The 26,682-nt window shown below is 65.7% G+C and carries 23 protein-coding genes; 13 read left to right on the top strand and 10 right to left on the bottom strand.

Annotated elements, in window-relative coordinates; translation table 11 throughout:
• The first annotated feature begins 2 nt into the window (after positions 1–2).
• Both ACFPN1_RS13510 and ACFPN1_RS13505 read left to right on the top strand, forming a co-directional pair.
• A complete protein-coding gene (locus ACFPN1_RS13510; RefSeq protein WP_386755643.1) occupies positions 3–923 on the top strand; it encodes a hypothetical protein in 921 nt (306 codons plus the stop codon).
• Between the two features lie 43 nt (positions 924–966).
• A complete protein-coding gene (locus tag ACFPN1_RS13505) occupies positions 967–1,695 on the top strand; it encodes an abortive infection family protein (protein WP_386755642.1) in 729 nt (242 codons plus the stop codon).
• A 403-nt stretch (positions 1,696–2,098) separates the two neighbouring features.
• Here ACFPN1_RS13505 and ACFPN1_RS13500 read toward each other — a convergent pair whose 3' ends face one another.
• The 6 genes from ACFPN1_RS13500 to glmS form a co-directional block, all read right to left on the bottom strand.
• Positions 2,099–2,566, bottom strand: coding sequence for a hypothetical protein (locus ACFPN1_RS13500; protein WP_386755641.1), 468 nt, complete (start codon positions 2,564–2,566; stop codon positions 2,099–2,101).
• 262 nt (positions 2,567–2,828) lie between these two features.
• Complete coding sequence (locus tag ACFPN1_RS13495; protein WP_386755640.1) at positions 2,829–4,202, bottom strand: XVIPCD domain-containing protein; 1,374 nt, start codon at positions 4,200–4,202, stop codon at positions 2,829–2,831.
• A 108-nt stretch (positions 4,203–4,310) separates the two neighbouring features.
• Positions 4,311–4,661 (bottom strand): hypothetical protein, encoded by a 351-nt coding sequence (locus ACFPN1_RS13490; protein WP_386755639.1) that lies wholly within the window; start codon positions 4,659–4,661, stop codon positions 4,311–4,313.
• Between the two features lie 849 nt (positions 4,662–5,510).
• Positions 5,511–6,986 (bottom strand): hypothetical protein, encoded by a 1,476-nt coding sequence (locus ACFPN1_RS13485; protein WP_386755638.1) that lies wholly within the window; start codon positions 6,984–6,986, stop codon positions 5,511–5,513.
• A 65-nt stretch (positions 6,987–7,051) separates the two neighbouring features.
• Positions 7,052–8,107, bottom strand: a complete 1,056-nt coding sequence (locus tag ACFPN1_RS13480; RefSeq protein WP_386755637.1) for a lysozyme inhibitor LprI family protein — start codon at positions 8,105–8,107, stop codon at positions 7,052–7,054.
• Positions 8,108–8,686: 579 nt separating this feature from the next.
• Complete coding sequence (gene glmS, locus ACFPN1_RS13475) at positions 8,687–10,528, bottom strand: glutamine--fructose-6-phosphate transaminase (isomerizing) (protein WP_386755636.1); 1,842 nt, start codon at positions 10,526–10,528, stop codon at positions 8,687–8,689.
• A gap of 257 nt (positions 10,529–10,785) precedes the next feature.
• Here glmS and ACFPN1_RS13470 point away from each other — a divergent pair, with 257 nt between their 5' ends.
• From ACFPN1_RS13470 to ACFPN1_RS13430, 9 genes are all read left to right on the top strand, one after another.
• Entirely contained in the window at positions 10,786–12,081 is a 1,296-nt protein-coding gene (locus ACFPN1_RS13470) for an efflux RND transporter periplasmic adaptor subunit (RefSeq protein ID WP_386755635.1), read from the top strand.
• Positions 12,082–12,083: 2 nt separating this feature from the next.
• The gene (locus ACFPN1_RS13465; protein WP_386755634.1) at positions 12,084–12,320 is read left to right on the top strand and encodes a hypothetical protein; all 237 of its coding nucleotides are present in this window, start codon (positions 12,084–12,086) and stop codon (positions 12,318–12,320) included.
• 32 nt (positions 12,321–12,352) lie between these two features.
• Positions 12,353–12,553: a hypothetical protein gene (locus ACFPN1_RS13460; protein WP_386755633.1), complete on the top strand. Its 201-nt coding sequence runs from the start codon at positions 12,353–12,355 to the stop codon at positions 12,551–12,553.
• Between the two features lie 158 nt (positions 12,554–12,711).
• On the top strand, positions 12,712–13,434 hold the full coding sequence (locus ACFPN1_RS13455; protein ID WP_386755632.1) for an ABC transporter ATP-binding protein: 723 nt from the start codon (positions 12,712–12,714) through the stop codon (positions 13,432–13,434).
• 19 nt (positions 13,435–13,453) lie between these two features.
• The gene (locus tag ACFPN1_RS13450; protein WP_386755728.1) at positions 13,454–14,767 is read left to right on the top strand and encodes an ABC transporter permease; all 1,314 of its coding nucleotides are present in this window, start codon (positions 13,454–13,456) and stop codon (positions 14,765–14,767) included.
• Positions 14,768–14,775: 8 nt separating this feature from the next.
• A complete protein-coding gene (locus ACFPN1_RS13445; protein ID WP_386755631.1) occupies positions 14,776–15,999 on the top strand; it encodes an ABC transporter permease in 1,224 nt (407 codons plus the stop codon).
• A 53-nt stretch (positions 16,000–16,052) separates the two neighbouring features.
• Positions 16,053–16,463 carry a PDZ domain-containing protein gene (locus ACFPN1_RS13440; RefSeq protein ID WP_386755630.1) on the top strand — a complete coding sequence of 137 codons (411 nt, stop codon included), beginning with the start codon at positions 16,053–16,055 and terminating at the stop codon, positions 16,461–16,463.
• 67 nt (positions 16,464–16,530) lie between these two features.
• Complete coding sequence (locus ACFPN1_RS13435; protein WP_386755629.1) at positions 16,531–17,877, top strand: sigma-54-dependent transcriptional regulator; 1,347 nt, start codon at positions 16,531–16,533, stop codon at positions 17,875–17,877.
• A gap of 337 nt (positions 17,878–18,214) precedes the next feature.
• A complete protein-coding gene (locus tag ACFPN1_RS13430) occupies positions 18,215–19,534 on the top strand; it encodes a sensor histidine kinase (protein ID WP_386755628.1) in 1,320 nt (439 codons plus the stop codon).
• Positions 19,535–19,700: 166 nt separating this feature from the next.
• Here the strand turns inward: ACFPN1_RS13430 and glmU are convergent, their stop codons facing one another.
• Entirely contained in the window at positions 19,701–21,074 is a 1,374-nt protein-coding gene (gene glmU / locus ACFPN1_RS13425; protein WP_386755627.1) for a bifunctional UDP-N-acetylglucosamine diphosphorylase/glucosamine-1-phosphate N-acetyltransferase GlmU, read from the bottom strand.
• Positions 21,075–21,156: 82 nt separating this feature from the next.
• On the opposite strand from glmU, the gene ACFPN1_RS13420 reads away from it, so the two are divergent.
• Both ACFPN1_RS13420 and ACFPN1_RS13415 read left to right on the top strand, forming a co-directional pair.
• A complete protein-coding gene (locus ACFPN1_RS13420) occupies positions 21,157–23,163 on the top strand; it encodes a hypothetical protein (RefSeq protein ID WP_386755626.1) in 2,007 nt (668 codons plus the stop codon).
• Entirely contained in the window at positions 23,160–23,543 is a 384-nt protein-coding gene (locus ACFPN1_RS13415) for a GtrA family protein (protein ID WP_386755625.1), read from the top strand. Before ACFPN1_RS13420 ends, ACFPN1_RS13415 begins: the two co-directional genes overlap by 4 nt.
• A 96-nt stretch (positions 23,544–23,639) precedes the next feature.
• Here the strand turns inward: ACFPN1_RS13415 and ACFPN1_RS13410 are convergent, their stop codons facing one another.
• The 3 genes from ACFPN1_RS13410 to atpG form a co-directional block, all read right to left on the bottom strand.
• Positions 23,640–24,065: a F0F1 ATP synthase subunit epsilon gene (locus tag ACFPN1_RS13410; protein ID WP_386755624.1), complete on the bottom strand. Its 426-nt coding sequence runs from the start codon at positions 24,063–24,065 to the stop codon at positions 23,640–23,642.
• Between the two features lie 174 nt (positions 24,066–24,239).
• On the bottom strand, positions 24,240–25,640 hold the full coding sequence (gene atpD / locus ACFPN1_RS13405) for a F0F1 ATP synthase subunit beta (protein WP_386755623.1): 1,401 nt from the start codon (positions 25,638–25,640) through the stop codon (positions 24,240–24,242).
• A 59-nt stretch (positions 25,641–25,699) separates the two neighbouring features.
• Complete coding sequence (gene atpG, locus ACFPN1_RS13400) at positions 25,700–26,563, bottom strand: F0F1 ATP synthase subunit gamma (protein WP_386755622.1); 864 nt, start codon at positions 26,561–26,563, stop codon at positions 25,700–25,702.
• Between the last annotated feature and the right edge of the window lie 119 nt (positions 26,564–26,682).

The raw sequence follows: 26,682 nt of genomic DNA, 5'->3' as shown, positions 1-26,682 counted from the left end.
GCATGATCACACTCAACAGTGAGCGGGGTCTCGTTCGCATTGCCTCTTGGGATGACATCGAATCTGTTCCCGGATTCACGGCCGACATTGACCCCAAGACGGTCAAGCTCAAAGAGATCATTGGCAGCTACACGTTCGATGCCTTGATCCCATGCGGTCTTTCGACCTGTCATCAGCCGCACGGCAACGGATTCCTTGTTGCGGCAGCAGACGGCAGAGTGACAAATATCGGACGCATCTGCGGCAAGAAGCACTTCGACGTAGAGTTCACTCAGATGAGCCGCGTCTTCCTTGCTGCTGTTAGAGCGCAGCAGAATCGCGAGTTTTTGGGGGAGTTGAAACATCGGCTTCCGAACATCACAGCGGAAGTCGCTGCATTCAAGGCTGGCGAGTGGGGCGCGGCGTGGATCAATACGCGAATCAATCAGCTCACTGGCAAGTCAGGCTCTTTGCCGACGCCCATCGTGAACGCTGTCCGCCAAGCGGTTAGACGTGGTGACGGCGCACTTACGATCCAACGCGCAGCAACAAAGGAAGAGCGCGAAGCGCTTGCGGCAGCGGCAGACGTCACAGGTCTGGAACGGCGAAACCGCATCAGCGACTTTGTGGAGGTGCAGGTTGGGCAGCTCGACGGATTCGCTGCCCTCGCGCCTGGCAATGGGCTCCGGGACGTTCTTGGGGCCATTGAGCCGTTCCTGGCAACGCTTTCCGAAGCTGAGATTGACAACTTGCCGGACAAGCAACTTCGCGAACTATCCAAGGCAGGCAGCGAACTGGAACCCAATCTTGAGCGTCTTCGCACGGTGATCGGTGCCGGTAAACGACTGCTAGTGCAGCAGAACGTTCAACAGCTCTCCCAATTCGCCACCAGTAGCGCGGAAAGTCGCTTGTTTGCGACGTTCTTGCGCGACCTTCCCAACTGAGCACTTAATCTTGAACATTCGCGACGCTTTGCGAGACCCCAGCATGTCCGGCAAGCTGATGCTTGCCTTGCAACGCGCGGTTTCAGACCAGTTCACTCAAACCGATTGGGAAGAATTGGGCTACGAAACCGGCGAGCACGACTACATCACCGGGCACCAGCGCCTCATGCGGAGCCTGTACTTTGGCGATGAGGACTATGGTTCTTGCGTCTTCCAAGCGCTCCGATACTTCACAGACCACAACCCGGCCGCCATTGAGGTGCTTCTCAAGCGGATGAAGATTCGGTTTGCGTTGGAGAATGATGCTCCGGAATTGCTGCATGAGTTGGGACTGGTCGAGTCGCATGTGCCGGCAATGCCCTCCGGCAGCATCACAGCGTCCCAAGTTGTGGAGCGCGCACTGGCAGACGCGGATCATCTGCTGGCGAAGAGCGGCCCCATCAGCTGCATCGACCGCCTGCACACCGCGCTCCACGGGTACTTGAAAGACTTGGCTATTCGCGCCGGGCTAGCAGTTGATGACCAAGCGTCCCTTACTCAGCTCTTCAAGCTGCTGCGCGCCAGCCACCCGAAGTTCCAGCACCTCGGTAGCCAAGACAAAGACATTGTGCGGGTGCTTAACTCGCTCTCCAACGTCGTTGATGCGCTCAACACGATCCGGAATCATGCGTCGGTCGCGCACCCCAACGACAATCTGCTGGATGAGGCGGAAGCGATGCTGATGGTTAACGTCACGCGCACGCTGTTCCACTACCTCAACGCGAAGGTGTAGCGGGCCGGTGGTCGGCCCGGCGCGCTTCCCGGAGCCGCCGCGCGCGTGAGCCGGAGGAAAGAAAGAGTGGCTCCGGAGGATGGTCAACCAGAGTCCGCTTCTGGCCGGAAGCAGCCAAAGAACTATCACGAGCGAGCCCATAACCCTCATCGACGAGGCTTTTTGCTTCGCTGTCCGACGCTTTCAACCTCGCCAACGAGGTAAATAGCCTTGCGCGCGAGGCTTGAGAGCCTCGACGCCCAGGCAAAACGCCTGACCGCCGAGGTAAATCTTGTCGCGCGTGAGGCTCCGCGCTTCGGCCGGCGACGCAATTCGCCTCGCGCACGAAGCAAAAAGCCTGGCGGACAAGGCTTGGGGCCTCGCCCGCCAGGCTCAATCACTCAAACGCTACTTCCGGCCGGTCTCAGGCCGCTGCGACGGGCTGCGCCGCCTTGCTGCCGTGGGAGAAGCGGGCCGAGAGGTCCTTGCGGACGCTCTTCAGCGCCTCGTTCTTGCCCGAAACCTTGAGCAGGCCGTAGCCCTCCAGGGCGACGGTGATGATGTCGCTGCCGAGCGCGAGGGCGGTGTCGTCGGCGCGTTCGACCAGTTGCTCCAGTTGCTGCAGGCGCGGGCGCAGCTGGTCGAGGGCGGTGAGGTCGGCCTGCGCCTCGGCGAGGTTGAGGCTGGGCGGGATGATCTGCGGGTTGGCCGCCAGCACCGCCAGCGTCTGCCGGCAGAAGGCTTCCGACTTGTCGCCCATCTTGTACAGGTCGCGGCGCTGGCTGGGTTGCAACGCGATCATTTGGGCGAAGACGCGGCGCAACGTGGAGATGGCGGCGTCGACATCGGCGAGGTCCTGCGCCGACAGGTTGAGCGAAACGAGATTCTGCATTGGCTATTCCTTACGTCCATTAGCGAGTCCGGGCTTTCCGATACGGCTGGGCCGGACGGTCCATGCTCCGCCGCGTTCCGTGCGGGGGCTCGATGCCGAACGGTCGGCGAGGGAGCGTGGGGAGTGTTGACCGGATGCGACGCGGGAGGCAATGGGTGCGTTCGGGATTGCGCGGTGCACGACTGCGCGCTCTGTTGTGTGGTGTCGCATGAAAAGGCCTCGCGGGTGCGAGGCCTTCGGGTCTTCCGCCACTGCAACCGGATTACGGCCGCATCACCATCGACAAGCCGGCGCGATGTTCCTGGTGTTGCAGCTGCACCTGCGTCTGCGCGGCATGGAGACGGCTGTTGTCCTGCGTCGCCATCAGCTCGGTGCTGTGCGCGACGGTTTGCGCGGCCGCCTGCGTCTTGTTCACCAGCACCAGGTGGCGCGCCGGATCGAGCGGGTTGCCCTGCACCGCGAACACGCCGTCGCCGCGGGTGTTCATCAGTACGTGGTCGATTCGGGTGACGCCGCTCTCCCTGGCCTTGAGCGCCAGTGCGGCGGCGACGTTGTCGATCTCCCTGCCGCCATGGAACGTACCCGCCGGCAGCTGCCGCAGGCCCTGTTGTGCCTGATGGAACAAGGCGTGGTCCGGATGCGTCTGCTCCGACAGCAGCGGGGCGCGCTCGGCCTTTGCCAATGCCGCGCGCGTGGCGGGACCGACGTCGCCGTCCACGTGCAGGCCGTGGGCTCGCTGGAAGGCGCAGACGGCGTGTTCGGTGTTGGTGCCGAAATCGCCGTCGATCTTGAGGGGGTGGTCGTCGCGACCGGTGTAGCCGAGGCGGTGGAGTTGCTGTTGGAGCTGGCTTACAGATGGGCTCTTGTCGCCTCGACCCAAGACCGCCTCGTCATCACGCGCGCCCTTCGGCGAGGATGAGACAACTTCAGGTGAAATTGGTCGCACGCTGTCCGCATGTAGAGGCGTGCGAACCTGAAACTCGGCCTTCGCGCGCAGGGCACCGACTATTTGGGTTGTAGCACCATCCCAATATCCGCCGGGCGCGACGGTTACCTGTTTGGGACCGGTGCTGCCTTGGGATCCGATGAACTGGATATGGCCGTTGGCGTCATAACCATTGAAGATGCCGACGTGCTGTCCGCCGCTGCCAGCGAACATAAGAATATCGCCTTGCCTTAGGCCACCTCGCGGCTTGCGAGCTTCGCTGGCAGGCACTACATCAAAGTGCTGTCTTGCATAAGCGGTGGTAGTCGTGCCATTGAATAGAGTTTGCGTCGTGAAGCTGGCAGCACTCTCACCAGGCACGTCAAACCCCGCGTTCTTCAGGCCTCGCCATACAAATGCGGAGCAGTCGACGCCCAGGCGACCGTCACCATCCAGATCCCGCTCCAGCCGGCTAGGATCTCGGCCTGGTTTTGGTCTATCGGGACGTCCGTATTCATAACTTTGCCCTTCGGCAAAGAAGTGCTTGTAGGCTTCGGCATAGATGGCAGCGCCAGGCGGGACTGGAGCCGGCGCTTGGGGTTCGGCGACGACTTGCCTCGAAGCAGAGCGAATTACGCGCGTTTCGCCGACTCGCCAGCCTTCAAACCCCCTTATTCCATCGGCTAACGAGGCCAGCTCATCTGCGCTCATTGCTCCAATCTTCTTGGAACGCAGATTGAATCCCTGCCTATCTCCCTCATTGAAAATGTAGTCGGCTTGGGCGCGATGATGTGTTTGACCGGAGTAGTCCGGCGTTGATTAGCTGCCGAGCATCTCTTCCACAGTGCTCTGGCCATACTTTCGCTCCAGCAGCTGAATCTTTGCGGCGCGCCCGGCTTCATAGCTCTCAAAGACAGCATTGCCCCACTGGTCAAGCCCAACTACGCCCTGATAGCGCTGCTGCGCATCCCGTAACGCCTGCCCCATCGTGCGGACTGCATGATCTTTCCGGTCCGCACTGCCAGCATAGGCAAATTTGAGGTTTCCGGGATTGTTGTTCCGCCAGGAAGCACTGCCCCCATCGCGCTCGATGACGCGTCCGTCTTCCATCTCCAGCGTTCTGGTCTTGCCTTCTGCACGTACAAGCCTTTTGATCTTTTCGTCGCTCATGCGACCTCCATGTCAGTGTGTTGTTCTATCTACTCGCCATCCTCTCCACGCAGCCCCAAGGAGAACACCTCCAAGCCATCTTCGGTCATCCAACCGGATGCGCAGTGGCCATGCAGCCCAGAGGAATCAAGGCGACAAGGAGACGCTGGCGGGACTGCGAACCGGATGTGTCTGTCCCCGTATAGGTGACACAGATCGTTGCCCTTGCACTCTGCAACCGCAGCAACGGGGACCGCGGTCACGTAGTAGTGCGAAATGAACTGGCCAATTCTGGCTATCGCACGTATGCAGACGAACTGTCCCTTGGGCAAGGTTGCATTGACCTGGGTGTCCATGGGCGGAAGTCTGTTTGCGAGCTGCGCCCCCCGACCTGCGACCACTCCTCCGTATATCCCATTCTCATCACATGCCGGATGCAATTCGACGTCGAAATAGTCAGCGGCGTGCGGATCCGTGTCATCTTGGGCTACACAGCCATCGCCCTTGTCGGGCTCTTGGCATTGCACGCCGACTTCCTCACCGAGCTCCCGAAACGAAGCGTGATTCCCCAAAGGAATCATGGAACTTTTGGCTGTTGGCGACATCGCCTCGACATTTGACGACTCAACCCCTTCCGAACCACTCGCATGACACGAAATTGCCATTGTGGCCATAACGACCAAGAACCCAAGCTTCCAGCCGTAGCACATTCGACTGCCTCCTAATCGTGGACAAATTGCGTTTTTCGCGGTCCTATCCTGCCATGCAGGCTCAGCCGGGCCTTTCAAACGAAACAGGGCGCACTCAACGCGCGATAGATTCGCCATTGGCATGATCAACACGTCGGACCAGATCGGCTGAAGTTCGGGTCTAGAGCGACTGCGGCATCCGGTACGCCCAAGCCACCCTGTTGAAGGGCACCATCCGTTCGCCATCGCTGTGCCCGGAAACCATCCTGGTCACCTTGAGCGGAAAGATGTCGCTGCCATCGTCTACCACTTCAACGGAATAGCTGGCCGTTTGGTCGTCTTCCCGAATCTCAGGAACGTCACTCACATCGGTAAACACATCGCCACGCGGCGCGACGATTTCATAATTCGCGACAGTTACCCCCTGCCAGGTGCCGCCACTGGTAAACATCCATCCGTACAATTCCTGCCCCAGGCGCACAAAGGTGGCCTTGTCGCAGCCGCAATACCCCATTGTTCCGAACGGAAGCGCGGGCGACTTGGCTACGTACCGCCACTGCCCATCTCCACCAACAGCTACCTGGAATGCGCCCATCAGTCCGGGCGTCACCGCTTCGTAACCCTCCTCTGCATTAGGCGTGTTTGATGCGCGCAGGTAAATGGCGACACCCTTGGCCGTTCTGATTACATCCGCCTTCGCCGGCTGCATGCAGTAGTCGGTTTCCACATCGCCGTCACTGTAGGTGTATTCCCAACACTGGCCGGCAGGGTCGCGGCTGGTTCCGTATTGCTGGTCCATCACCTCGGCGACGATGGTGTCAATTCGATTCTGGCTGAGAGCCGCGGTGGCAGGCGGCTCGCTGGTTTCCGGACCCACGCCGCTTTGCCCCGAACGCCCCTCCGCTACCTGGCGGAGCGAAACCCTCGCCGTGCCTGCGACAAGGCATTTCAGTTTCCTGATGCGACCAACCGGCTTCTCGCGCATGAAGTCGAAGACCGTGTAGCTCGGGGCGAATTTCCCGCCCTCCTCCTGGAAAGCCTCGACATAGGCCTTCTTTCCATTCCGAAGCTCAATCTCGAAGAAGGCCGGATTGCTCGCAAAATCCTCGCCGGAGGAACAATGCTGCGCCACGGGGATAACTTGATCCTTGGCACCGAACTGATCCTGCAGGATGTGCTGGTAGTCATCGCTCAAGTAGAACTTCCTGACGCTCAGCATCTGCACATGTCTCGCGTCACCGGTTAGTGTCAGCCCGGACTTTCCTTCGTTGTCTTCGATGGTGGCGTAATCCGACCCTGCTTTTCCGTTCGGCAGCCGGGTCATGCCGAAGCCGGTCAACAACAGGTCGCCGCTTAGCTGGAAGCGGCCCGAGGCATATTCGGAAGGCTTAGCGAAGGACCAGGTGACGCCTGTCAGTGCGTCATATGCCTTCCAGTCCCCGCCAGCCTCGGACGCAAATACGTTCAGCACATTGCCGAGGGCTGTCGCCTGATTGCCAACGCGCGACGCGATCGTCGCTTCCTGGGCTGGTTTGGGTGTCGCTGCCGCAGCCGCTTCCGCAGATGCGGTGCTGGCTATCAATGTTGCCGCGGTGGCCAGTGTCACGAGTCCTACAAACCGCATCATCGAGAATCCTTTCGATAATTGAAGTGTCATTCCGGCTTTAGCCTTGGCGTACCGAAGGATTGGGGCTCCCCGCCATGGCTTCGCCCCTGATTTCGCTATTCGATGGTTCTAATTACCAAATGGGGCTCAATCGCATCGTAGCTATAGTCGGAAACCTTGATCTTCCATGACTCCGGCGAATACGCCGCCTTTTCGTTGACCACAACGATGTCTCCGGTCGCAGGATCTTCTACCGGGTGCGCGAAACTCGCGTCGGTCACGTACCACGCGCCATCGAGCCGCTGAAGTTCGAACGTGTCGTTGCCGTTGTCTGCATCATTCGAAACGCGGATCCGATTCCCCTTGAAGGTCAGTGTGGTTTGCTCCCTTGCTGCCGCGGCATCGGACGCCAACGGACACGCGATAAGGGCATCGTTTTCTGCTGTCACAACGGGGTGATCGGGCAATCCTTCAACTATGGAGAGCGAACAGGCCGGCACCTCCCGGCTGACGCCCTTCGCCCGGTAGCGGATGACCGCCGCCATGGGCGCGGCATCTCCTGAAACAGCGACGCGCGCCAGTTCGCCGCCGAGGCGCTCGGTGGCCATCACTGCTGCTCGCTGAAGTGCGTCCTGACTACCAGCCGCTGCCGCCTCATTGGCGCCAGCAATTTCCCTTTCCTCCAATTCAGCCGCTCTCTTCGCTGTCTTCTGCAACGCACAGACATTGGCCTCGATCCGCTGGGCCTGTCCTTCCGAGTGTGCGTCCCAGCTGCACGTCGAATCGCGGTCGGATATCCACCGCCTCTCTTCACTCCGCAGTCGGCTCCTTTCCTGATCAACGAGCTTTGCCATGACCTTGCGGTATGCGGCGTTTAACCTGTCGTCCTGGTACTCGAACTCCTTTTCTATGCAGGCTTGCACGTCCCAGGTCGAACCACCGGTGTGCGCGGCGCATTCGTGGTAGGAATCGCGCAAGAACGCATCAGCCTCCGTGGCGACGATGGCGCTTCCACCGTCAGGGCGTTCGGATTGGCGTTGTGCGGTCGCTGCCTCCGCAGGGGCCGCCTTGGCCGTATCGGCGGAAACAGTTGCCGGAGCGCCCATCGCAGCGGAATCGCACGCGACCAGCAGGAGTACTGCAAGCAGGGGCGAGACTGTTTTTACACTCATCAATTCAACTCCTTTTGACTGCAAGGGGATTCGGCAGCCTGCTGGAGACCGGCTGACCGTTTGCTCATGGATTCAGCTGCTCGCCTGTCCGATTGGCTCATGAAGGATCGCCGGAGGCGACCGCAGGACCGTTCCATGTCCACTCCTCGTTCGTGCGCCTGTTTGGCGGCGCCCGGGCATCTTGCCATTGCGGCCGCGGGCGCGCGAGTTGGGGGCGTGCGGATCGTGAACGTGTCCGAAAGTGCCGAAGAGATGCCGCTCATCCAAGCCCACCCTCCGTGGGCTCTCGTCTGCTCTGGCCTTTTCCCGCCAACCGCGGCAGGCAGCGGCGGGCTTTAGCCCGCCCTACGCCCGGATGGTCATTTCGATCTCGGTAATGGAGCTTGAGATCAAAAGCGCCCCTCATCCGCCCTTCCCTCCGCGGGCCATCGCCCGCTCCGACCTTCTCCCCGCAGGCGGGGAGAAGGACGTGCTGCGAGGCCAGGGCGCGCAGCCAGGGAGCCAAATCCGTTGCCAGGCTGCACAAAAAAGCCCGGCCTAAGCCGGGCTCTTTTTTTGTTTACATGCTCCAACGGAGCCTCACTCCACCGTCACCGACTTCGCCAGATTTCGCGGCTTGTCCACGTCGGTGCCGCGCGCGAGGGCGGCGTGGTAGGCGAGCAGTTGCACTGGGATCGCGTGCACGATCGGCGAGAGGACGCCGACGTGGCGCGGAGTGCGGATCACATGCACCTGTTCGGATTCGCCGAAGTGGCTGTCGGCATCGGTGAAGACGAACATCTCGCCGCCGCGCGCGCGGACTTCCTGGATATTGGACTTCACCTTTTCCAGCAGGTTGTCGTTCGGGGCGATCACCACCACCGGCATCTCGCTGTCGACCAGGGCGAGCGGGCCGTGCTTGAGTTCGCCGGCCGGATAGGCCTCGGCGTGGATGTAGGAGATTTCCTTGAGCTTGAGCGCGCCTTCCAGCGCGATCGGGTAATGCACGCCGCGGCCGAGGAACAGCGCGTGCTGCTTCGGCGCGAAGCGCTCGGACCACGACACGATCTGCGGCTCGAGGTTCAGCGCGTGCTGCACGCTGCCGGGCAGCTGGCGCAAGCATTCGAGGTAGTCGGCTTCCTGCTCGGCGCTGAGCCGGCCGCGCAGCTTGGCCAGGGTGCAGGTCAGGGTGAACAGCGCGACCAGTTGGGTGGTGAAGGCCTTGGTCGAGGCCACGCCGATCTCGGCGCCGGCGCGGGTGTAGTAGACGAGGCGGCTGGCGCGCGGGATGGCGCTCTCGGGCACGTTGCAGATCGACAGCGTGCGGTCGTGACCGAGCGACTTGGCGTACTTGAGCGCTTCCATCGTGTCGAGCGTTTCGCCCGACTGCGAGATGGTGACGATCAGCTGCTTCGGGTTGGCGACGACGCTGCGGTAGCGGTATTCGCTGGCGATGTCGACCGCGCACGGCAGGCCGGTGATCGCCTCGATCCAGTAACGCGCGGCCATGCCGGCGTAGGAACTGGTGCCGCAGGCGATGATCTGCACGCCTTCGATGTCGCGCAGCACCGCGTCGGCCTCCTTGCCGAACAGCTCAGCCGAGAAGCCGCCGTTGTCCATTACCGCCTCGATGGTGTCGGCGATGGCGCGCGGCTGCTCGTGGATTTCCTTCTGCATGAAGTGGCGGTATGGGCCGAGTTCGAGCGAGGCCAGCGACACGTCGGAGACGTGCACGTCGCGCTCGATCGCGCGGCCTTCGCCGTCGAAGATGCGCACGCTGTCGCGGGTGACCTCGGCGGTGTCGCCTTCCTCGAGGAAGATCACGCGGCGCGTGGCCTGCACGATCGCCGACACGTCGCTGGCGACGAAGTTCTCGCCTTCGCCCAGGCCGACCAGCAGCGGGCAACCCATGCGCGCGGCGACCAGGCGGCCGGGTTCCTGCCGGCTCACCACGGCCAGCGCGTAGGCGCCGTGCAGTTCGCGCACGGTGTGCTGCAGTGCCGTGAGCAGGTCGTCGCCGCCCTTGAGGTGATGGTGGATCAGGTGGGCGATGACTTCGGTGTCGGTCTGCGATTCGAAGACGTAGCCGAGCTGGCGCAGGCGTTCGCGCTGCTCTTCGTGGTTCTCGATGATGCCGTTGTGCACCAGCGCGACGCCGTGGCTGATGTGCGGGTGCGCGTTGGCCTCGGTGACGCCGCCGTGCGTGGCCCAGCGGGTGTGGCCGATACCCAGGCGGGCAGTGAACTGTTCGGCCTGGGCGGCGTTTTCCATCTCGGCGACGCGGCCGGTGCGGCGCACGCGGCGCACGTCGCTGGCGGCGCCTTCGCCATTGACCACGGCGATGCCGGCGGAATCGTAACCGCGGTATTCCAGGCGCTTGAGGCCTTCGATCAGGACAGGAACGACGTCGCGATTCGCGATCGCACCGACAATGCCGCACATAAAGGGGAATCCGCTGCAGAAAGGCGGACAGTTTAACGTCCCCGCGCACGCGGGCCGGACGCCCGATCCGCACCACAGCGGCGACGTCGATGAACACGTTGCGGACGTCCGGACGCCCCGTCCGCCGCTGTCCGCACGGACGGCGGACCTGTCCGTCCGGACACTTGGTCGGCCATCAATGCCTTATTGATCAATAACTTGAAGTTGGCACGCGTCCTGCTTAAGGGAAGACAGCTTCCTTTTTCCAGACGCCTCCGATGAGCATCCGCGACACCTCCGCCCAGGACCGGCCCCTTCACGCCACCTCCACCCATGCGCCCGCGGCGCTGACGCCGCAGCGCCGCCGGATGCTGCTGGCCGGTGCGGGCGTCGCCGGGCTGGTCGTGGTGGTCGGCTGGCTGCTGGCGGGCTGGAGCGCGGGCGCGCGTTCCTTCGATGCCGCGCACCTGCGTATCGCCACGGTCACCCGCGGCGACCTGGTGCGCGACATCTCCGCCGACGGCCGCGTGATTGCCGCCAACAGCCCGACGCTGTACGCGATCGCCGGCGGCACCGTCACGCTGCAGGTGGTGGCCGGCGACAAGGTGAAGAAGGACCAGGCGCTGGCCGAGATCGACAGCCCCGAACTGCGCAGCAAGCTCGCGCAGGAACAGGCCACGCTCGCAGGACTGGAGGCCGAGGCCAGCCGCGCCGCGCTCGATGCGCAGGTCACGCGCTCCAATGCGCGCAAGCTGCTCGACCAGGCGGAAATCGATCGCCAGGCCGCCGAGCGCGACCTCGAGCGCAACCGCCGCGCGTACGAAGGCGGCGCCGTCGCGCAGATCGACGTGGCCCGCGCGCAGGACACGCTGAAGAAGGCCGATCTCGGCCTGGCCAGTGCCCGCAACGAGTTCGGGCTGCTCGGCCAGGGCGCCGGCCTGGACATGCGCAACAAGAAGCTGCTCGCCGAGCGTCAGCGCGCGGTGGTGAGCGAACTGCAGCGCCAGGTCGACGCGCTCACCCTGCGCGCGCCGTTCGACGGCCAGGTCGGCCAGGTCATGGTCGCGCAGCGCCAGAACGTCGCGATCAACGCGCCGGTGCTGAGCGTCGTCGACCTGTCGGTGTTCGAAGTCGAGATCAAGGTGCCCGAGAGCTTCGCCCGCGACCTCGCCATCGGCATGCCCGCGCAGGTCACCGGCCCGAGCGGCACGCTGCCGGCGGAAATTTCCGCGGTCTCGCCGGAAGTGGTGAATGGCGAAGTCACTGGCCGCCTGCGCTTCAAGGATCGCCAGCCGCCCGCGCTGCGCCAGAACCAGCGCCTGAGCGTGCGCATCCTGCTCGACACGCGCCGCAACGTGCTGACGGTCGAACGCGGGCCGTTCCTCGAACAGGGCGGCGGCAACAGCGCCTACGTGATGGAGGGCAGCAGCGCGGTGAAGCGCCCGGTGCGCACCGGCGTGAGCAGCCTGGGGGCCGTCGAGATCCTCGATGGCGCGAAGGAAGGGGATCGCATCGTGGTGTCCGGCGCCGACGGCTTCGGCGACTCCGAAAAAGTCCGCATCACTGGAGAATGAGCATGAACACGCACTCCCATTCCGCCTATCCGGTGCATGGCTTCCCGCGCCACTGGTCCGCGCTGGACCTCGCCGACGCCGTCCCGCTGAAGCTGTCCGAGCGCATCACCCTGGGGCTGGTCGAATTTGCGACCACGACCGGCGCCGCCAACTCGCTCTTCGCGATGCCCGCTCCCCGCAACTGGCGCCGCGGCTACCTGCGCAGCGCCGAACTGCCCGCCTTCGTCCGCGTGCGCTGAGGCGCGCGGACTTCATTCTCCGGAGCATGACCATGAATACGCAGTCGCTTCATCCGCAGCCGCACTGGTCCTCGCAGGACCTGGCCGATGCCGTTCCGCGCCGCCTCTCCGAACTGTTCGCGCCGGTACTGATGACGTTCGACGGCGCCGATGCGGCCAACGGCATCGCACTGTCGCCGTGGGCGTTCGACTGGCGCCGGCGCGAGGTCTTCACTGATTTTCGCGTGCGCTGAACGCTTCTGTCGTCATCCCCGCGAAGGCGGGGATCCAGTGTCTTCAGGTTGCATCAGACAAGCGAAAGTCGCTGGATTCCCGCCTTCGCGGGAATGACGGGCCAAAGCACACACCCACACGCAAAACAAACCGCAGAACCCACTATCGAGGCCCCGCCATGCTGCACATGCAAGCCGTCACCAAGGTCTACCGCACCGAACTCGTCGAAACCCACGCCCTGCGCTCGCTCGACCTGCACGTGCGCGAAGGCGAGTTCGTCGCCGTCACCGGTCCGTCCGGTTCGGGCAAGACGACCTTCCTCAACATCGCCGGCCTGCTCGAAGAGTTCACCGGCGGGACCTACACGCTCGATGGCCAGGACGTGCGCGGCCTGTCCGACGACGCGCGCAGCAAGCTGCGCAATCACAAGATCGGCTTCATCTTCCAGAGCTTCAACCTGATCCCCGATCTCAACCTGTTCGACAACGTCGACGTGCCTCTGCGCTACCGCGGCTTCAACGCCGCCGATCGCAAGCAGCGCATCGAACAGGCGCTGACGCAGGTGGGCCTGGGCTCGCGCATGAAGCACTACCCCGCCGAACTCTCCGGCGGTCAGCAGCAGCGCGCCGCGATCGCGCGCGCGCTGGCCGGCACGCCGCGCCTGCTGCTCGCCGACGAACCCACCGGCAACCTCGACTCGCAGATGGCGCGCGGGGTGATGGAACTGCTGGAGGAGATCAACGCCGCCGGCACCACCATCGTGATGGTGACCCACGATCCGGAACTGGCCGCGCGCGCGCAACGCAACGTGCACATCGTCGACGGCATGGCGACCGACATCTCGGTCGAGTCGAGCCTGCTGCGCGCCCGCAACCTGGCCGCCACCATCGAATCGAACTGAGGCCGCGACCATGGCAACCATGCTGGGCTACTACTTCAACCTCGCCCTGCGCAGCTTCAGGCGCAACAAGGTGCTCACCGCGCTGATGGTGCTGGCGATCGCGCTGGGCATCGGCGCGGCGATGACCACGCTCACCGTCTACCACGTGCTCTCCGGCGATCCGCTGCCGGGCAAGAGCCAGAACCTGTACTACCCGCAGATCGATCCGCAGACCGCGGACGGCTATCACGCGGGCGACGAACCGCCGGACCAGCTGACCCGTCTGGACGCGGAGAACCTTCTGAAAGCGCGGCGCGCCGACCGTCAGGCGATGATGACCGGCGGCGGCGTCGCGGTGCAGCCGCAGCGTGCGGACCTGCTGCCATTCTCGGCGGATGCGCGTTACACCAGTGCCGACTTCTTCCCGATGTTCGACGTGCCGTTCCTGTACGGCAGCAGCTGGAACGCGGCCGCGGACGACGCGCATGCGCGTGACGCGGTCATCTCCCGATCGCTCAATGAGAAAGTCTTCGGCGGCGGCAACAGCGTGGGCAAGACCCTGCGCCTGGACGGCACCGACTTCCGCGTCATCGGCGTGCTCGACGCCTGGCGTCCGGTGCCGAAGTTCTACGACCTCAACACCAGCCGTCACGGCTACGGCGAAACCGAACAGGTGTACCTGCCGTTCACGACCTCGCGCGACCTCAAGCTGGGCCGCAACGGCAACATGAACTGCTACGACAACCGGGCCGATGGCGTGAATGCCACCGACGTCGGCGCGCCCTGCGTGTGGATCCAGTTCTGGGTGCAGCTGGATACGCCAGCGAAGGCGAAGGCCTACCAGGCGTTCCTGGAGAACTACTCCGATCAGCAGCGCGCGGCCGGCCGCTTCCAGCGTCCCAACAACGTGAAGCTGCTCGACTTGATGGGCTTCCTGCGCCACCAGAAAGTCGTGCCCGATGACGTAAACCTGCAGATGTGGCTCGCCTTCGGCTTCCTGCTGGTGTGCCTGCTCAATACCGTGGGCCTGCTGCTGGCGAAGTTCATGCGGCGTTCGGCGGAAATCGGCGTGCGTCGCGCGCTGGGCGCCTCGCGCGGGGCGATCTTCGCGCAGTGCCTGATCGAGGCGGTGTCCGTCGGCCTGGTCGGGGGCGTGCTGGGCCTGGGCCTGGCGATGCTCGGCCTGTGGGCGGTGCGCCAGCAGCCGGTGGAGCACGCGTCGCTCGCGCATCTCGATCCGGTGATGCTCGCCACCACCTTCGTCCTCGCCCTGGTCGCCAGCGTGTTCGCCGGCGCCCTGCCCGCGTGGCGCGCGTGCCAGGTCACGCCCGCCATCCAGCTCAAGACCCAGTGAGGCCCGTCATGGAACTCCGTCCCATTCTTTCGACCCTGCGCCGGCACAAGACCGCGGCCGCGCTGATCGTGCTCGAGATCGCGCTGAGCTGCGCCATCATCTGCAATGCCGTGTTCCTGATCCGCGAGCGCGTCGCCCGCATCGACATGCCCAGCGGCGTGGCGGAGCAGGAGGCGGTGGTCATCACCCTCACCGGCATCGGCACCGACCAGAATTCGGCAGCGCTGACCCGCGAGGACCTCGCCGCGATGCGCACCATCCCCGGCGTGAGCGCAGTGGCGGCGACCAACGAGGTGCCGTTCGGCAATTCCTCCTGGAACAGCGGCATCACCCTGACCCCGGAACAGAAGGAGTCCTCGCTCAACGCCACCACGTACCTGGACAGCGGCGAACTGCTGCAGGCCCTGGGCGTCAAGCTGATCGCCGGCCGCAACTTCGTCCCGGACGAGTACAGCGATTACGACGCGAACAAGGGCTTCGAGAACGCCGGCTCGGGCGCGGTGATCATCACCAAGGCCGTCGCCGACAAGCTGTATCCCGGCAAGAACGCGGTGGGCCAGACGTTCTACTTCGGCGACAACAAGCCGCTCACCGTCGTCGGCGTGGTCGGCACGTTCGTGCGGCCGTACTTCGGCCCGAAGGACATGCTCCCCGAACACTCGGTGGTGCTGCCGGTGCGCATGCCCTACGACGTCGGCGGCTACTACGTGTTGCGCACCACGCCCGACCAGCGCGAGCGCGTGCTCAAGGACGCGGTCAAGGTTCTGGAGAAGAACAGCCCGAACCGCATCGTGCTCGACCAGAAGACGCAGGAGCAGCTGCGCGACGAATTCTTCCAGCAGGACCGCTCGATGGTGTGGCTGCTGATCGCGGTGTGCATCGCGCTGCTGGTGGTGACGGCGCTCGGCATCGTCGGCCTGGCCAGCTTCTGGGTGCAGCAGCGCACCAAGCAGATCGGCGTGCGTCGTGCGCTGGGCGCGACGAAGGGGCAGATCCTGCGCTACTTCCAGACCGAGAACTTCCTGCTCGCCACGGTGGGTATCGTGATCGGCATGATCGGCGCCTACGGCATCAACCAGTTGCTGATGAGCTCCTACGAACTGCCGCGTCTGCCCGCGCTGTACCTGCCGGTCGGTGCGCTGGTGCTGTGGGCGCTGGGGCAGCTGTCGGTGCTGGGACCCGCGCGTCGTGCCGCCGCGGTGCCGCCGGCGGTGGCCACGCGCACGGTGTGAACCTGTTCCGCCGCGTCGCGTGGTGGCGGCGCCGCGCTTCTTTCGGAGGCTGCATGCGTACGACGACTCCAATGCTGATGCTTTTGCTGCTGCTGGCCGCGTCCGCCGCCCGCGCCGGCGACCGCGAGGCCACCCTGCTCTGGGTCAACAACGACCGCACGCTCGCCATGCGCAACGGCGACGACGGCGTCGCCGTGACCATCGCGAAGCCGGCGCCGCTGCATGGCCTGCAGGCGGGCGATCGCATCGTCGCGGTCGGTGACGAGGCGGTGCCCGACGTCGAGGCATTCACCGCCGCGCTGGAACGCCATCGCCGATCGCCGGCCACGCTGCGCGTGCAGCGCGACGGGAAGGAACGGCTGGTGCGCTGGAGCGCCGCGGACGTGCGCGCGCTGCTGCCGACACCGCCGAAACCACCCACGCCACCCATGCCGCCGGCGCCGCCGCAACCGCCGCGCCACTGAACCCGCCGCTTTTTGCGATCATGGGCGCGAGCCGAAACGGCCCGCGCCTACGCCACCGACTGCCCGCATGCCGACCGTCCTCGTCATCGACGACAACCCGTCCGTTGCCACCGCGCTGGAAACGCTGTTCTCGCTGCACGACATCGACACGCGCGCAGTGACCACGCCGGCCGACGGACTGGCGCTGCTGGCGCGCGAGTCCTTCGACCTGGTCGTGCAGGACATGAATTTCCATGCCGACACGACCTCGGGCGAGGAAGGCGTCGAACTGTTCGCGCAGATCCGCGCCGCGCATCCGGACCTGCCGGTGATCCTGCTCACCGCGTGGACGCACCTGGAATCCGCGGTCGACCTGGTCAAGGCCGGTGCCGCCGATTACCTGGCCAAGCCGTGGGACGACCGCAAGCTGCTGGCGACGGTGAACAACCTGCTGGAGCTGTCGCAGGCGAAGCAGGAACTCGCGCGTCACCGCAGCAGCGGCCGTCGGCGCCGCGATGCGCTGGAACGCGAATTCGACCTGCGTGGCCTGGTCTATGCCGATCCCGCCAGCGAGGCGGCCCTGTCGCTGGCCTGCCAGGTCGCGCGTTCCGAGTTGCCCGTGCTCATCACCGGGCCCAACGGCGTGGGCAAGGAAAAGTACGCGGAGATCATCCACGCCAATTCGGCGGTGAAGCAGGGACCGTTCGTCGCGCTCAACTGCGGCGCCTTGCCGGGCGAACTGATCGAGGCCGAACTGTTCGGCACCGAGGCCGGCGCGTACACCGGTGCGAACCGCGCGCGCGAAGGCAAGTTCGAAGCCGCCGATGGCGGCACGCTGTTCCTCGACGAGATCGGCACGCTGCCGCTCGCCGGGCAGGTGAAGCTGCTGCGCGTGCTGGAGACGGGCCGTTTCGAACGCCTTGGCGGCAACCGCGAGCGCGCGGTGAAGGTGCGCGTGATCAGCGCGACCAATGCCGACCTGCCCGCGCTGATCGCCGCGGGGCAGTTCCGCGAGGACCTTTACTACCGGCTCAATGCGATCGAAGTGCGACTGCCGCCGCTCGCGCAGCGCGCCGACGACATCCTGCCGCTGGCGCGCCACTTCCTGCCGCCGGGCAAGCAACTCGATGCCGAGGCCGAGCAGGCGCTGCTCGCGCACGCGTGGCCCGGCAACGTGCGCGAATTGCGCAACACGATCCAGCGCGCGTCGTTGCTCGCGCGCGGCGAGAGGATCGGCGTCGCCGATCTCGGGCTGCCGGCGGCACCGGTACGCGCGGCGGCGGCCGGCAACGGCGGCGACGAGCCCGACCGCGCCACGATCGAAGCCGCCCTGGCACGCGCCGGCGGCGTCGTCGCGCAGGCCGCGAGCGACCTGGGCCTGTCGCGGCAGGCGCTGTATCGGCGCCTGGAACGTTTGGGGATCGATCGCGCATGAGCCGGGGTGCGACCGGCCGTAGTCCTGCGCCGCTCCGGCGGGTGTCGATGTCCCGCTTCTGCTCGTCGTCCCGGCGCAAGCAGGGATCCATCCACCCTGGCTCGCCATCCCAGCGCAAGCTGGGATCCATTTGGACCTTGTCTTTGCCATTACCCGCGACAACGGCAGAAGCGAAATCAACATCGAAATGGATCCCGGCTTTCGCCGGGATGACGAGCGGCACAAGGATGACAAGCGGCACACGGATGACGGGCGATAAGGCCTGCGTGACGGAACGCGACGGCGCGGAGTCCGCGTCCAACTTCGCCCGTCCGGCACGCAGCGGAGGCCTCCTGCCATGACCCGCTGGCTGCAACGCATTCCGCTGAGTCTGCTGTTCGGCGCGATCGCGCTGGTCTACATGGCGCTGGCGGTCGTTGTCACCCTGCTGCTGATGCGCTGGCTCGGCAATCCCTGGCTGTGCGGCGGCCTCGCGGTGGCGTTGCTGGCGCCGCTGCTCATCTACCACGTGCGCCGTGCCTTCGCTCCGATGAACTCGCTGTTCCGTGCGCTCGCCGGGACGGTCGCGAGTTATCGCGACGGCGATTTCGCCTTCGGCCTGTCCTGGCGCGGCGGCGGTGATCTCGGCCAGCTCGTCGCCAGTCACAACGCCTTGGGCGACGCGCTGCGCGAGCAGCGCCTCGCGCTGGTGCAGCGCGAACTGCTGCTCGACACGATGGTGCAGAACACGCCGGTGGCGATGCTGCTGGTGGATCCGGCGCGTCGCATCGTCCTGGGCAACATCGCCGCACGCAAGCTGCTGGGCGAAGGCAAGCGTCTGGAAGGCCTCGCCTTCGACGAGCTCATGGCGCGGGCGCCGGACGCGATGCGCGAGGCATTCGAACGCGGCGGCGACGGCATGTTCACCGTGGGCGACATCGACAGCGAGGACATCTACCACCTCGCGCGCCGCCAGTTCCGCCTCAACGGGCGCCGCCACGAACTCGTGCTGCTGCGCCAGCTCACCGCCGAACTGCGCCGCCAGGAAGTGCAGACCTGGAAGAAGGTGATCCGGGTGATCAGCCACGAGCTCAACAACTCGCTGGCACCGATCGCGTCGCTCGCGCATTCGGGTGCAGAGCTGTTGCGCCGCGGCCAGCTCGAACGCCTGCCCACCGCGCTGTCGACGATCGAGGAGCGCGCGCGGCATCTGGAAGGCTTCATCCGCGACTATGCACGCTTCGCCAAGATGCCGGCGCCGCGGCTGGAGTCGGTGCCGTGGCCGCGCTTCGTCGCGCAGCTGCGCGCGCAGGTCGATTTCGTCTACGACGGGCCCGAATCGCCGGACGCGATTGCGCGCATCGACGTGGCGCAGCTGGAGCAGGCGCTGATCAACCTGCTCAAGAACGCGCACGAATCGGGATCGAAGCCGGAAGACGTCGCGCTGTCGCTGCGCCGCCTGCCGGAAGCGTGGCGCGTCGACGTGCTCGACCGCGGCAGCGGCATGAACGAAGCGGTGCTCGCCAATGCGTTGTTGCCGTTCTACTCGACCAAGCGCCACGGCACCGGGCTCGGCCTGGCGCTCGCGCGCGAGATCGCCGAGGCTCACGGCGGGCGCATCGCCCTGCTCAACCGCGAGGGGGGCGGGTTGTGCGTGTCGCTGGTGCTGCCGGTGTAGGCTGGGTTGGCCTTACCAACCCAGCATCCACGGGCGCCAATGGCTGGGGGATTCAGCCAACCCAGCATCCATCCGGACACCTTGGCTGGGTTGGTGAAGCCAGCCCAGCCTGCGCTTCCAAGCCCTTTCCCTCGCGGGGAAAGGTATTGAAGGCATTGCGTTGCGGTTACGCCTTCGGCTTCTTCACCGGCCGCTGCCAGCCCTCGATCGCCGTCTGCCGACCGCGCGCGACGCTGAGCCGATCGGCGGGCGCATCCTTCGTGATGACTGAGCCCGCGCCGATCGTCGCGTTGCGACCGATCGTCACCGGTGCGACCAGCGACGAATTCGAACCGATGAACGCGCCGTCCTCGATCGTCGTCGTCGACTTGTTCACGCCGTCGTAGTTGCAGGTGATCGTGCCGGCGCCAACGTTGACGCCACTGCCGACGACGGCATCGCCGAGATAGGTCAGGTGGTTGGCCTTGCTCGACACGCCGAGGCGCGCGTTCTTGGTCTCGACGAAATTGCCCACGTGCACGCCGTCGGCGAGCACGGTGCCGGGGCGCAGGCGCGCGAACGGGCCGATCATCGCCGCGCCTTCGACCACCACGCCATCGAGGTCGCAATGCGCGCGCACTTCGGTGCCGGGCCCGAGCGTCACGTTCCTGAGCCGGCAGAACGGACCGATGCGCACCCCGTCGGCGAGCGTCACGTCCCCTTCGAAGACGACGTCGGCATCGATTTCCACGTCCATGCCGACGCTGACGCGACCGCGGATGTCCAGGCGCGCCGGATCGGCCACGCGCGCGCCCTGCAGGCACAGCGCACGTGCGGCGCGCTTCTGGAACGCGCGTTCGAGCTGCGCAAGCTGCCACGGATCGTTCGCGCCTTCGGTCTCGATCGGATCGGCGACGAAGACCATTTCCGCCGCATCGAATTCCGTCGACGCCTGCGCGAACACGTCGGTGAGGTAGTACTCGCCCTGCGCGTTGTCGTTGCGCAGGTGTTCGAGCCAGCGCCGCAGCGGTTCGCCGTCGGCGACGATGATGCCGGTGTTGACGGTGGTGATTTCGCGCTGGTCCTCGTCGGCATCCTTGTGCTCGACGATGCGGCCGACGCGGCCTTCGGGATCACGCAGCACGCGGCCGTAACCGGCGGGATCCTCGAGGTCGGCAACCAGCACGGCGATGCGACCCGGCGCTTCGAGCAGGCGCTGCAGCGTGTCGGGCGTAATCAGCGGCACGTCGCCGTACAGCACCAGCACGCGCGCATCGACGGGCACGTTGGGCATCGCCTGCTGCACGGCGTGGCCGGTGCCCAGTTGTTGCGCCTGTTCGGCCCACAGCAGATCGGACTGGTCGGCGAACGCCGCGCGCACCGCATCGCCGCCATGGCCGTAGACGACGTGGATGCCGGCCGGCGCGAGCGAGCGCGCGCTGTCGATCACGTGCGCCAGCATCGGTCGGCCCGCGATGTTCTGCAGCACCTTGGGCAGGCGCGACTTCATGCGTTTGCCCTCGCCGGCAGCGAGGATGATGACGTGCAGGGGAGCCGGCATTGGATTTCCGTGCGTTGGGACGGGCGAGCATTCTAGGCCGCACTGCTAGCATGCCGCGATGACTGTCGACGCATCGCTGCCCATGAACGGGCCCGCCCGCGAAACCGCCGTTCGCCCTTGGGAACGGGGCCTGCTCTGGCTCGGTGCGCCCTTGTGCGTGACCGGACTGGCGACCACCGGCATCGCGGCGCAGTGGCGCCCCGGGCGCTTCGCCGAACTGCTGATCCTCGCGCTGGCGAGCCTCGGCATCGCCGCCGCGTTGCGACGCGCACTGCGCTGGCCGCTGGCGAACGGCCTCGCGATCGCGTGGCTGCTCGCGCTCGTGGGCTTCGCCGGTCCCGTCCCGTTCCTCGCGGTCGCGACATTCGCGCTCGCCGCGCTCGCGCTCGGGGCGCTGGTGCATCCGGGCGTGCCGGTCGCCCTGCAGACGGCCGGCGGACTCGCGCTGTGCGGCGGCCTGCTCGGCTGGCTGTTGCCGCTGCCCGTGCATCACCGCGCCGCCTACCTCATCGTCTGCGTTGCATTGATCGCCGGACGCCGGCGGTGGCTGCGCGACGCCGCATCGGACGCCGCCGCACGCTGGCGCGATGCGGTGGCGTCGGCACCGCGCCCGGCCGCGTTCGCAATCCTCGCGCTGGGCCTGGCCAGCACCGGCGCCTGGTTGCCGACGCTGCAGGCGGACGACATCACCTACCACCTGCGCCTGCCGTGGCAGTTGCTGCAAGCGCACCGGTATCCGCTCGATCCCGGCCTCCACATCTGGTCCATGGCGCCGTGGCTGGGCGACGTGCTGCAGGCGGTACCGCAGGTGATGGCCGGCGCGGAGGCACGCGGCGCGCTCAACCTGCTGTGGATCGCGATCACCGCCGCGGGCGTGTGGCAGCTCGCCGGCGCGCTGCACGGCACTGCGCGCGCGGCGTGGTATTCCGTCGCCCTGTACGCGTGCCTGCCGCTGACCGCCGCGCTCGCCGGGAGCATGCAGACCGAGACGCCGACTGCGGCCCTGCTGGTGTGGCTGGCACGGATGATCGTCGCGGCGCGCGGCCGCGATCCGCGCTTCCTCGCACTTGCAGCCGTGCTGGCCGGCGGCCTGCTGGGCCTCAAGCTCGCCGCGGCGCTGCTCGCGTTGCTGTTGCTGCCGTGGGCGCTGTGGCGGCGTGGCCTGCCGTCGTTGCGCGCCGTCGTTGCGGTCGTCGCCATCGTCATGGCGATCGGCGGTTCCAGCTATGCGTACGCGGGATTCGTCGCGCACAACCCGGTCCTGCCGCTGTTCAACGCGTGGTTCCACTCGCCGTACGCCGCTCCGGTGAATTTCAACGATCCGCGCTGGCACGCCGGCTTCGATGCCTTGCTGCCCTGGAACCTCACCTTCCACACCGAACGCTATCTCGAAGCGTTTGCCGGCGGCGGCGGCTTCGTCCTCGTCGCGCTGGCGGGCGCGTGGCTGCTGGCGTTGTGGCGTCGCGAGACGACCGCGATGGCCGCGACGACATTGCTGCTCGTCGCGGGCTTGCTGCTGCCGATGCAGTACCTGCGCTATGTCTTTCCGGCGCTGGTGCTGGCGTTGCCGTTGCTGGCGGTCATCGCGTTCCGCATCGATCCCAAACGCGCCGCGTGGCTGCTGGCCGGCGTGTGCGTGTTGAACCTGGCCTTCCAGGCCAACAGCTTCTGGCTGCTGCGCGTGGGCGCGGTGAAGATGGCGGTGTTGTCCGCGGGAGACGACGCGCCGCTGTTCCGCGAATACGTACCCGAACGCAACCTGATCGCGGCGATCCGCGCCACTCCGCACCACGACGTGCTCGCGCTGGATCCCGAGCGCCCGTACATCGCCGAACTGGGCGTGCGCGGGCGCAGCGTCTCCTACCTCGATCGCGCGCTGCAGCGCGGCGCCGTCGACGCGGACGCAGTGGCGGATGGTGCGGCGTGGGCCGCGTTGCTCCGCCGCGAAGACATCAGCGATCTCCTGGTGCGACCCGCGCGGCTGACGCCCGCGCAGCGTGCCGGCCTCGAGCGACTGGGTGCGGTGCAGCGCGGCAGCGAGGGGGATGTGCAGTGGTGGCATCTGCCCGCGGCGGAGGGCCTGCGATGAGCCTGCTGCGCCAGGGCAGTCATTACGTGGCGATCGGCCTGCTGCAGTACCTCGTGGACTGGGGCGTGATGGTGACGCTCAGCCACTTCGGTTTGTCGGTGGAGCTCGCGAATGTCGCCGGCCGCGTCAGCGGCGCGGTCCTCGGGTTCTGGCTCAACGGCCGCATCACCTTCGCGAATCCGGCCAGTGCGCTCGGTCCACGGCAGCTGCGGCGCTTCGTGCTGCTGTGGCTGGTGATGACCGCAATGAGCACGTGGGCGATCGGCGGCGTGGAAGCAGCCGCGGGACTGCGCTGGGCCTGGGCCGCCAAGCCGGGCGTCGAGCTGCTGCTGGCGGGCATCAGCTTCATCGTCTCGCGGCATTGGGTCTATCGCCGCTGAGCGCAGCGCGAGTTGGGCGTTCGACATTGCGCGCGCGCCAAAAAGGAAACGCCGGCACGGGGCCGGCGTTTCTGCGCAATTCGTTGGCGTTCGCGCTCAGTGCTTCATGTTCTTGCGCAGGCGTTCCAGCGCCTGCAGCTGTGCCAGGCTCATGGCCAGCTGGGCCTCGGCTTCCTGCGCGCTCATCTTCGGATCCTTCTTGGCGAGGATGCGCTCGGCTTCTTCCTTGGCCTTGCGCACCGCGGCTTCGTCGATGTCCTGCGCGCGGATCGCGGTGTCGGCCAGCACGGTCACCACCTGCGGCTGCACTTCGAGGATGCCGCCGGACACGGCGAAGTCGAGCTGTTCGCCGCCCGGCAGGGTCACGACGACCTTGCCCGGCTTCAGGCGCGTGATCAGCGGCGCGTGGCGCGGCGCGATGCCGAGTTCGCCCAGTTCGCCGGTGGCGACGAGGAGTTCGGCTTCGCCGTGGAAGATTTCGTCTTCGGCGCTGACGATGTCGCAACGGAAGGTGGTGGCCATGGCGGTGTACTCGTTACTGCAGGATGGAAAGGCGGGAGTGAGTAGCGGGAAGGGGGAAGAGGGAACGACGCGTTGCTACGGCTTTGCGTAGGTCGCCTTCCGGAGCGGGAGTGAGGCAGGAGCGGGAGTCTTTCGTTCCCACTTCCCTATTCCCCATTCCCGCTTTTACCTGCTTCAAGCCGCGATCTTCTTCGCCTTCTCGACCGCTTCCTCGATCGAACCGACCATGTAGAACGCCTGCTCCGGCAGGTGGTCGTATTCGCCCTCAACAATTCCCTTGAAGCCGCGGATGGTGTCCTTCAGCGACACGTACTTGCCCGGCGAGCCGGTGAACACTTCGGCGACGTGGAACGGCTGGCTGAAGAAGCGCTCGATCTTGCGCGCGCGGGCCACGGCCAGCTTGTCTTCTTCAGACAGCTCGTCCATGCCCAGGATCGCGATGATGTCCTTCAGTTCCTTGTACTTCTGCAGCGTGGCCTGCACGCGGCGCGCGGTCTCGTAGTGCTCGTTGCCGATGACGTTCGGGTCGAGCTGGCGCGAGGTCGAGTCGAGCGGGTCCACGGCCGGATAGATACCGAGCGAGGCGATCTGGCGCGACAGCACCACGGTGGCGTCGAGGTGGGCGAAGGTGGTCGCCGGCGACGGGTCGGTCAGGTCGTCCGCGGGCACGTACACGGCCTGGATCGAGGTGATCGAACCGGTCTTGGTCGAGGTGATGCGCTCCTGCAGCACGCCCATTTCCTCGGCGAGCGTCGGCTGGTAACCCACCGCCGACGGCATGCGGCCGAGCAGCGCCGACACTTCGGTACCGGCCAGGGTGTAGCGGTAGATGTTGTCGACGAACAGCAGCACGTCCTTGCCCTTGCCCGACGCGTCCTTCTCGTCGCGGAAGTACTCGGCCATGGTCAGGCCGGTCAGCGCGACGCGCAGGCGGTTGCCCGGCGGCTCGTTCATCTGGCCGTACACCATCGCCACCTTGTCGAGGACGTTGGAGTCCTTCATCTCGTGGTAGAAGTCGTTGCCCTCGCGGGTACGCTCGCCCACGCCGGCGAACACGGACAGGCCCGAGTGCGCCTTGGCGATGTTGTTGATGAGTTCCATCATGTTGACGGTCTTGCCCACGCCGGCGCCGCCGAACAGGCCGACCTTGCCGCCCTTGGCGAACGGGCACATCAGGTCGATGACCTTGATGCCGGTTTCCAGCAGCTCGTTGGCCGAGGACTGGTCTTCGTACGACGGGGCCGCGCGGTGAATTTCCCACGTGGTGTCGGCCTGCACCGGGCCGGCTTCGTCGATGGCGTTGCCGAGCACGTCCATGATGCGGCCCAGCGTGCCCTTGCCCACCGGCACCGAGATGGCGCGGCCGGTGTTGTCGGCGACCAGGTTGCGCTTGAGGCCGTCGGTCGAACCGAGGGCGATGGTGCGCACGACGCCGTCGCCCAGCTGCTGCTGGACTTCGAGCGTGATGTCGGTGTTCTGCACCTTCAGTGCGTCATACACCTTCGGCACGCTCTCGCGCGGGAATTCGACGTCGACGACCGCGCCGATGATCTGAACGATCTTGCCCTGGTTCATTGCCATAGCCTCTTGATAACTCTTGAATTACTGGTTGGTGGCGCGTGCAGTCGCAGTCGTCAGACCGCAGCCGCGCCGCCGACGATTTCGGAGATTTCCTGGGTGATCGCCGCCTGGCGGGCCTTGTTGTAGACCAGTTGCAGCGTGCCGATCAGCTTGGTGGCGTTGTCCGACGCCGACTTCATCGCGACCATGCGCGCGGCGTGCTCGGAGGCGAGGTTCTCCAGCACCGCCTGGTACACGACCGACTCGATGTAGCGGGTCAGGACATGGTCGAGCACGGTCTTTTCGTTCGGCTCGTAGATGTAGTCCCAGTCGTGGTGCGCGACCTGCGCTTCCGCTGGCGGCACCGGCAGCAACTGGTCGAACGTCGCGCGCTGGACCATCGTGTTGACGAAGTCGTTGTAGGCCAGGAAGACCTGGTCGACCTTGCCTTCGCTGTACGCGTCGGTGATGGTCTTGATCACACCGACCAGCTGTTCCAGCCGCGGCGTGTCGCCTAGGTGCGTGACCGTGGCGAGCATGTTGACCTTCACGCGGCGGAAGAACACCGAGGCCTTCTGGCCGACGGTGACCACGTCGACTTCGACGCCCTGTTCCTGCCACTTGCGGATCTCGCCGAGCAGCTTGCGAAACATGTTGTTGTTGAGCCCGCCGGCCAGGCCGCGGTCGGACGACACGATCAGGTAGCCGACGCGCTTCACGTCCTTGCGCCCGACCAGGTACGGATGCTGGTAGTCGGTGTTCGCCTGCGCGAGGTGGCCGATCACCTGCTTCATGGCGCGCGCGTACGGACGCGACGCCTTCATCCGATCCTGCGCCTTGCGGATCTTGGAGGCCGAGACCATCTCGAGCGCGCGCGTCACCTTGCGGGTGTTCTGCACGCTCTTGATCTTGGTTTTGATTTCGCGTCCGCCTGCCATTGTTTTGCTCGCGTTGCTCGCTGTTAAAACCGGGAATGGGGAATGATGAAGCGGGAATGGGGAACGTAAGGTCGCTGCGATCTGGACGCTGCGTAGAGCTCTCGTTCCCTTTTCCCTAT

The sequence above is a fragment of the Lysobacter yangpyeongensis genome (assembly GCF_042655745.1).
Classification (GTDB): domain Bacteria; phylum Pseudomonadota; class Gammaproteobacteria; order Xanthomonadales; family Xanthomonadaceae; genus Agrilutibacter; species Agrilutibacter yangpyeongensis.
This window is presented reverse-complemented; position numbering and strand designations above follow the sequence as displayed.

Bases quoted from the DNA above. Each gene is read 5' to 3' on its own strand.
- ACFPN1_RS13455 (WP_386755632.1), top strand. From the start codon at position 12,712: ATGCTGCACATGCAAGCCGTCACCAAGGTCTACCGCACCGAACTCGTC.
- glmU (WP_386755627.1), bottom strand. From the start codon at position 21,074: ATGCCGGCTCCCCTGCACGTCATCATCCTCGCTGCCGGCGAGGGCAAA.
- ACFPN1_RS13415 (WP_386755625.1), top strand. From the start codon at position 23,160: ATGAGCCTGCTGCGCCAGGGCAGTCATTACGTGGCGATCGGCCTGCTG.
- ACFPN1_RS13445 (WP_386755631.1), top strand. From the start codon at position 14,776: ATGGAACTCCGTCCCATTCTTTCGACCCTGCGCCGGCACAAGACCGCG.
- ACFPN1_RS13510 (WP_386755643.1), top strand. From the start codon at position 3: ATGATCACACTCAACAGTGAGCGGGGTCTCGTTCGCATTGCCTCTTGG.
- ACFPN1_RS13500 (WP_386755641.1), bottom strand. From the start codon at position 2,566: ATGCAGAATCTCGTTTCGCTCAACCTGTCGGCGCAGGACCTCGCCGAT.
- ACFPN1_RS13440 (WP_386755630.1), top strand. From the start codon at position 16,053: ATGCGTACGACGACTCCAATGCTGATGCTTTTGCTGCTGCTGGCCGCG.
- ACFPN1_RS13460 (WP_386755633.1), top strand. From the start codon at position 12,353: ATGAATACGCAGTCGCTTCATCCGCAGCCGCACTGGTCCTCGCAGGAC.
- ACFPN1_RS13420 (WP_386755626.1), top strand. From the start codon at position 21,157: ATGAACGGGCCCGCCCGCGAAACCGCCGTTCGCCCTTGGGAACGGGGC.
- ACFPN1_RS13505 (WP_386755642.1), top strand. From the start codon at position 967: ATGTCCGGCAAGCTGATGCTTGCCTTGCAACGCGCGGTTTCAGACCAG.
- ACFPN1_RS13485 (WP_386755638.1), bottom strand. From the start codon at position 6,986: ATGACACTTCAATTATCGAAAGGATTCTCGATGATGCGGTTTGTAGGA.
- ACFPN1_RS13465 (WP_386755634.1), top strand. From the start codon at position 12,084: ATGAACACGCACTCCCATTCCGCCTATCCGGTGCATGGCTTCCCGCGC.
- ACFPN1_RS13410 (WP_386755624.1), bottom strand. From the start codon at position 24,065: ATGGCCACCACCTTCCGTTGCGACATCGTCAGCGCCGAAGACGAAATC.
- ACFPN1_RS13450 (WP_386755728.1), top strand. From the start codon at position 13,454: ATGCTGGGCTACTACTTCAACCTCGCCCTGCGCAGCTTCAGGCGCAAC.
- ACFPN1_RS13495 (WP_386755640.1), bottom strand. From the start codon at position 4,202: ATGAGCGCAGATGAGCTGGCCTCGTTAGCCGATGGAATAAGGGGGTTT.
- ACFPN1_RS13435 (WP_386755629.1), top strand. From the start codon at position 16,531: ATGCCGACCGTCCTCGTCATCGACGACAACCCGTCCGTTGCCACCGCG.
- atpG (WP_386755622.1), bottom strand. From the start codon at position 26,563: ATGGCAGGCGGACGCGAAATCAAAACCAAGATCAAGAGCGTGCAGAAC.
- ACFPN1_RS13430 (WP_386755628.1), top strand. From the start codon at position 18,215: ATGACCCGCTGGCTGCAACGCATTCCGCTGAGTCTGCTGTTCGGCGCG.
- atpD (WP_386755623.1), bottom strand. From the start codon at position 25,640: ATGAACCAGGGCAAGATCGTTCAGATCATCGGCGCGGTCGTCGACGTC.
- ACFPN1_RS13480 (WP_386755637.1), bottom strand. From the start codon at position 8,107: ATGAGTGTAAAAACAGTCTCGCCCCTGCTTGCAGTACTCCTGCTGGTC.
- ACFPN1_RS13470 (WP_386755635.1), top strand. From the start codon at position 10,786: ATGAGCATCCGCGACACCTCCGCCCAGGACCGGCCCCTTCACGCCACC.
- ACFPN1_RS13490 (WP_386755639.1), bottom strand. From the start codon at position 4,661: ATGAGCGACGAAAAGATCAAAAGGCTTGTACGTGCAGAAGGCAAGACC.
- glmS (WP_386755636.1), bottom strand. From the start codon at position 10,528: ATGTGCGGCATTGTCGGTGCGATCGCGAATCGCGACGTCGTTCCTGTC.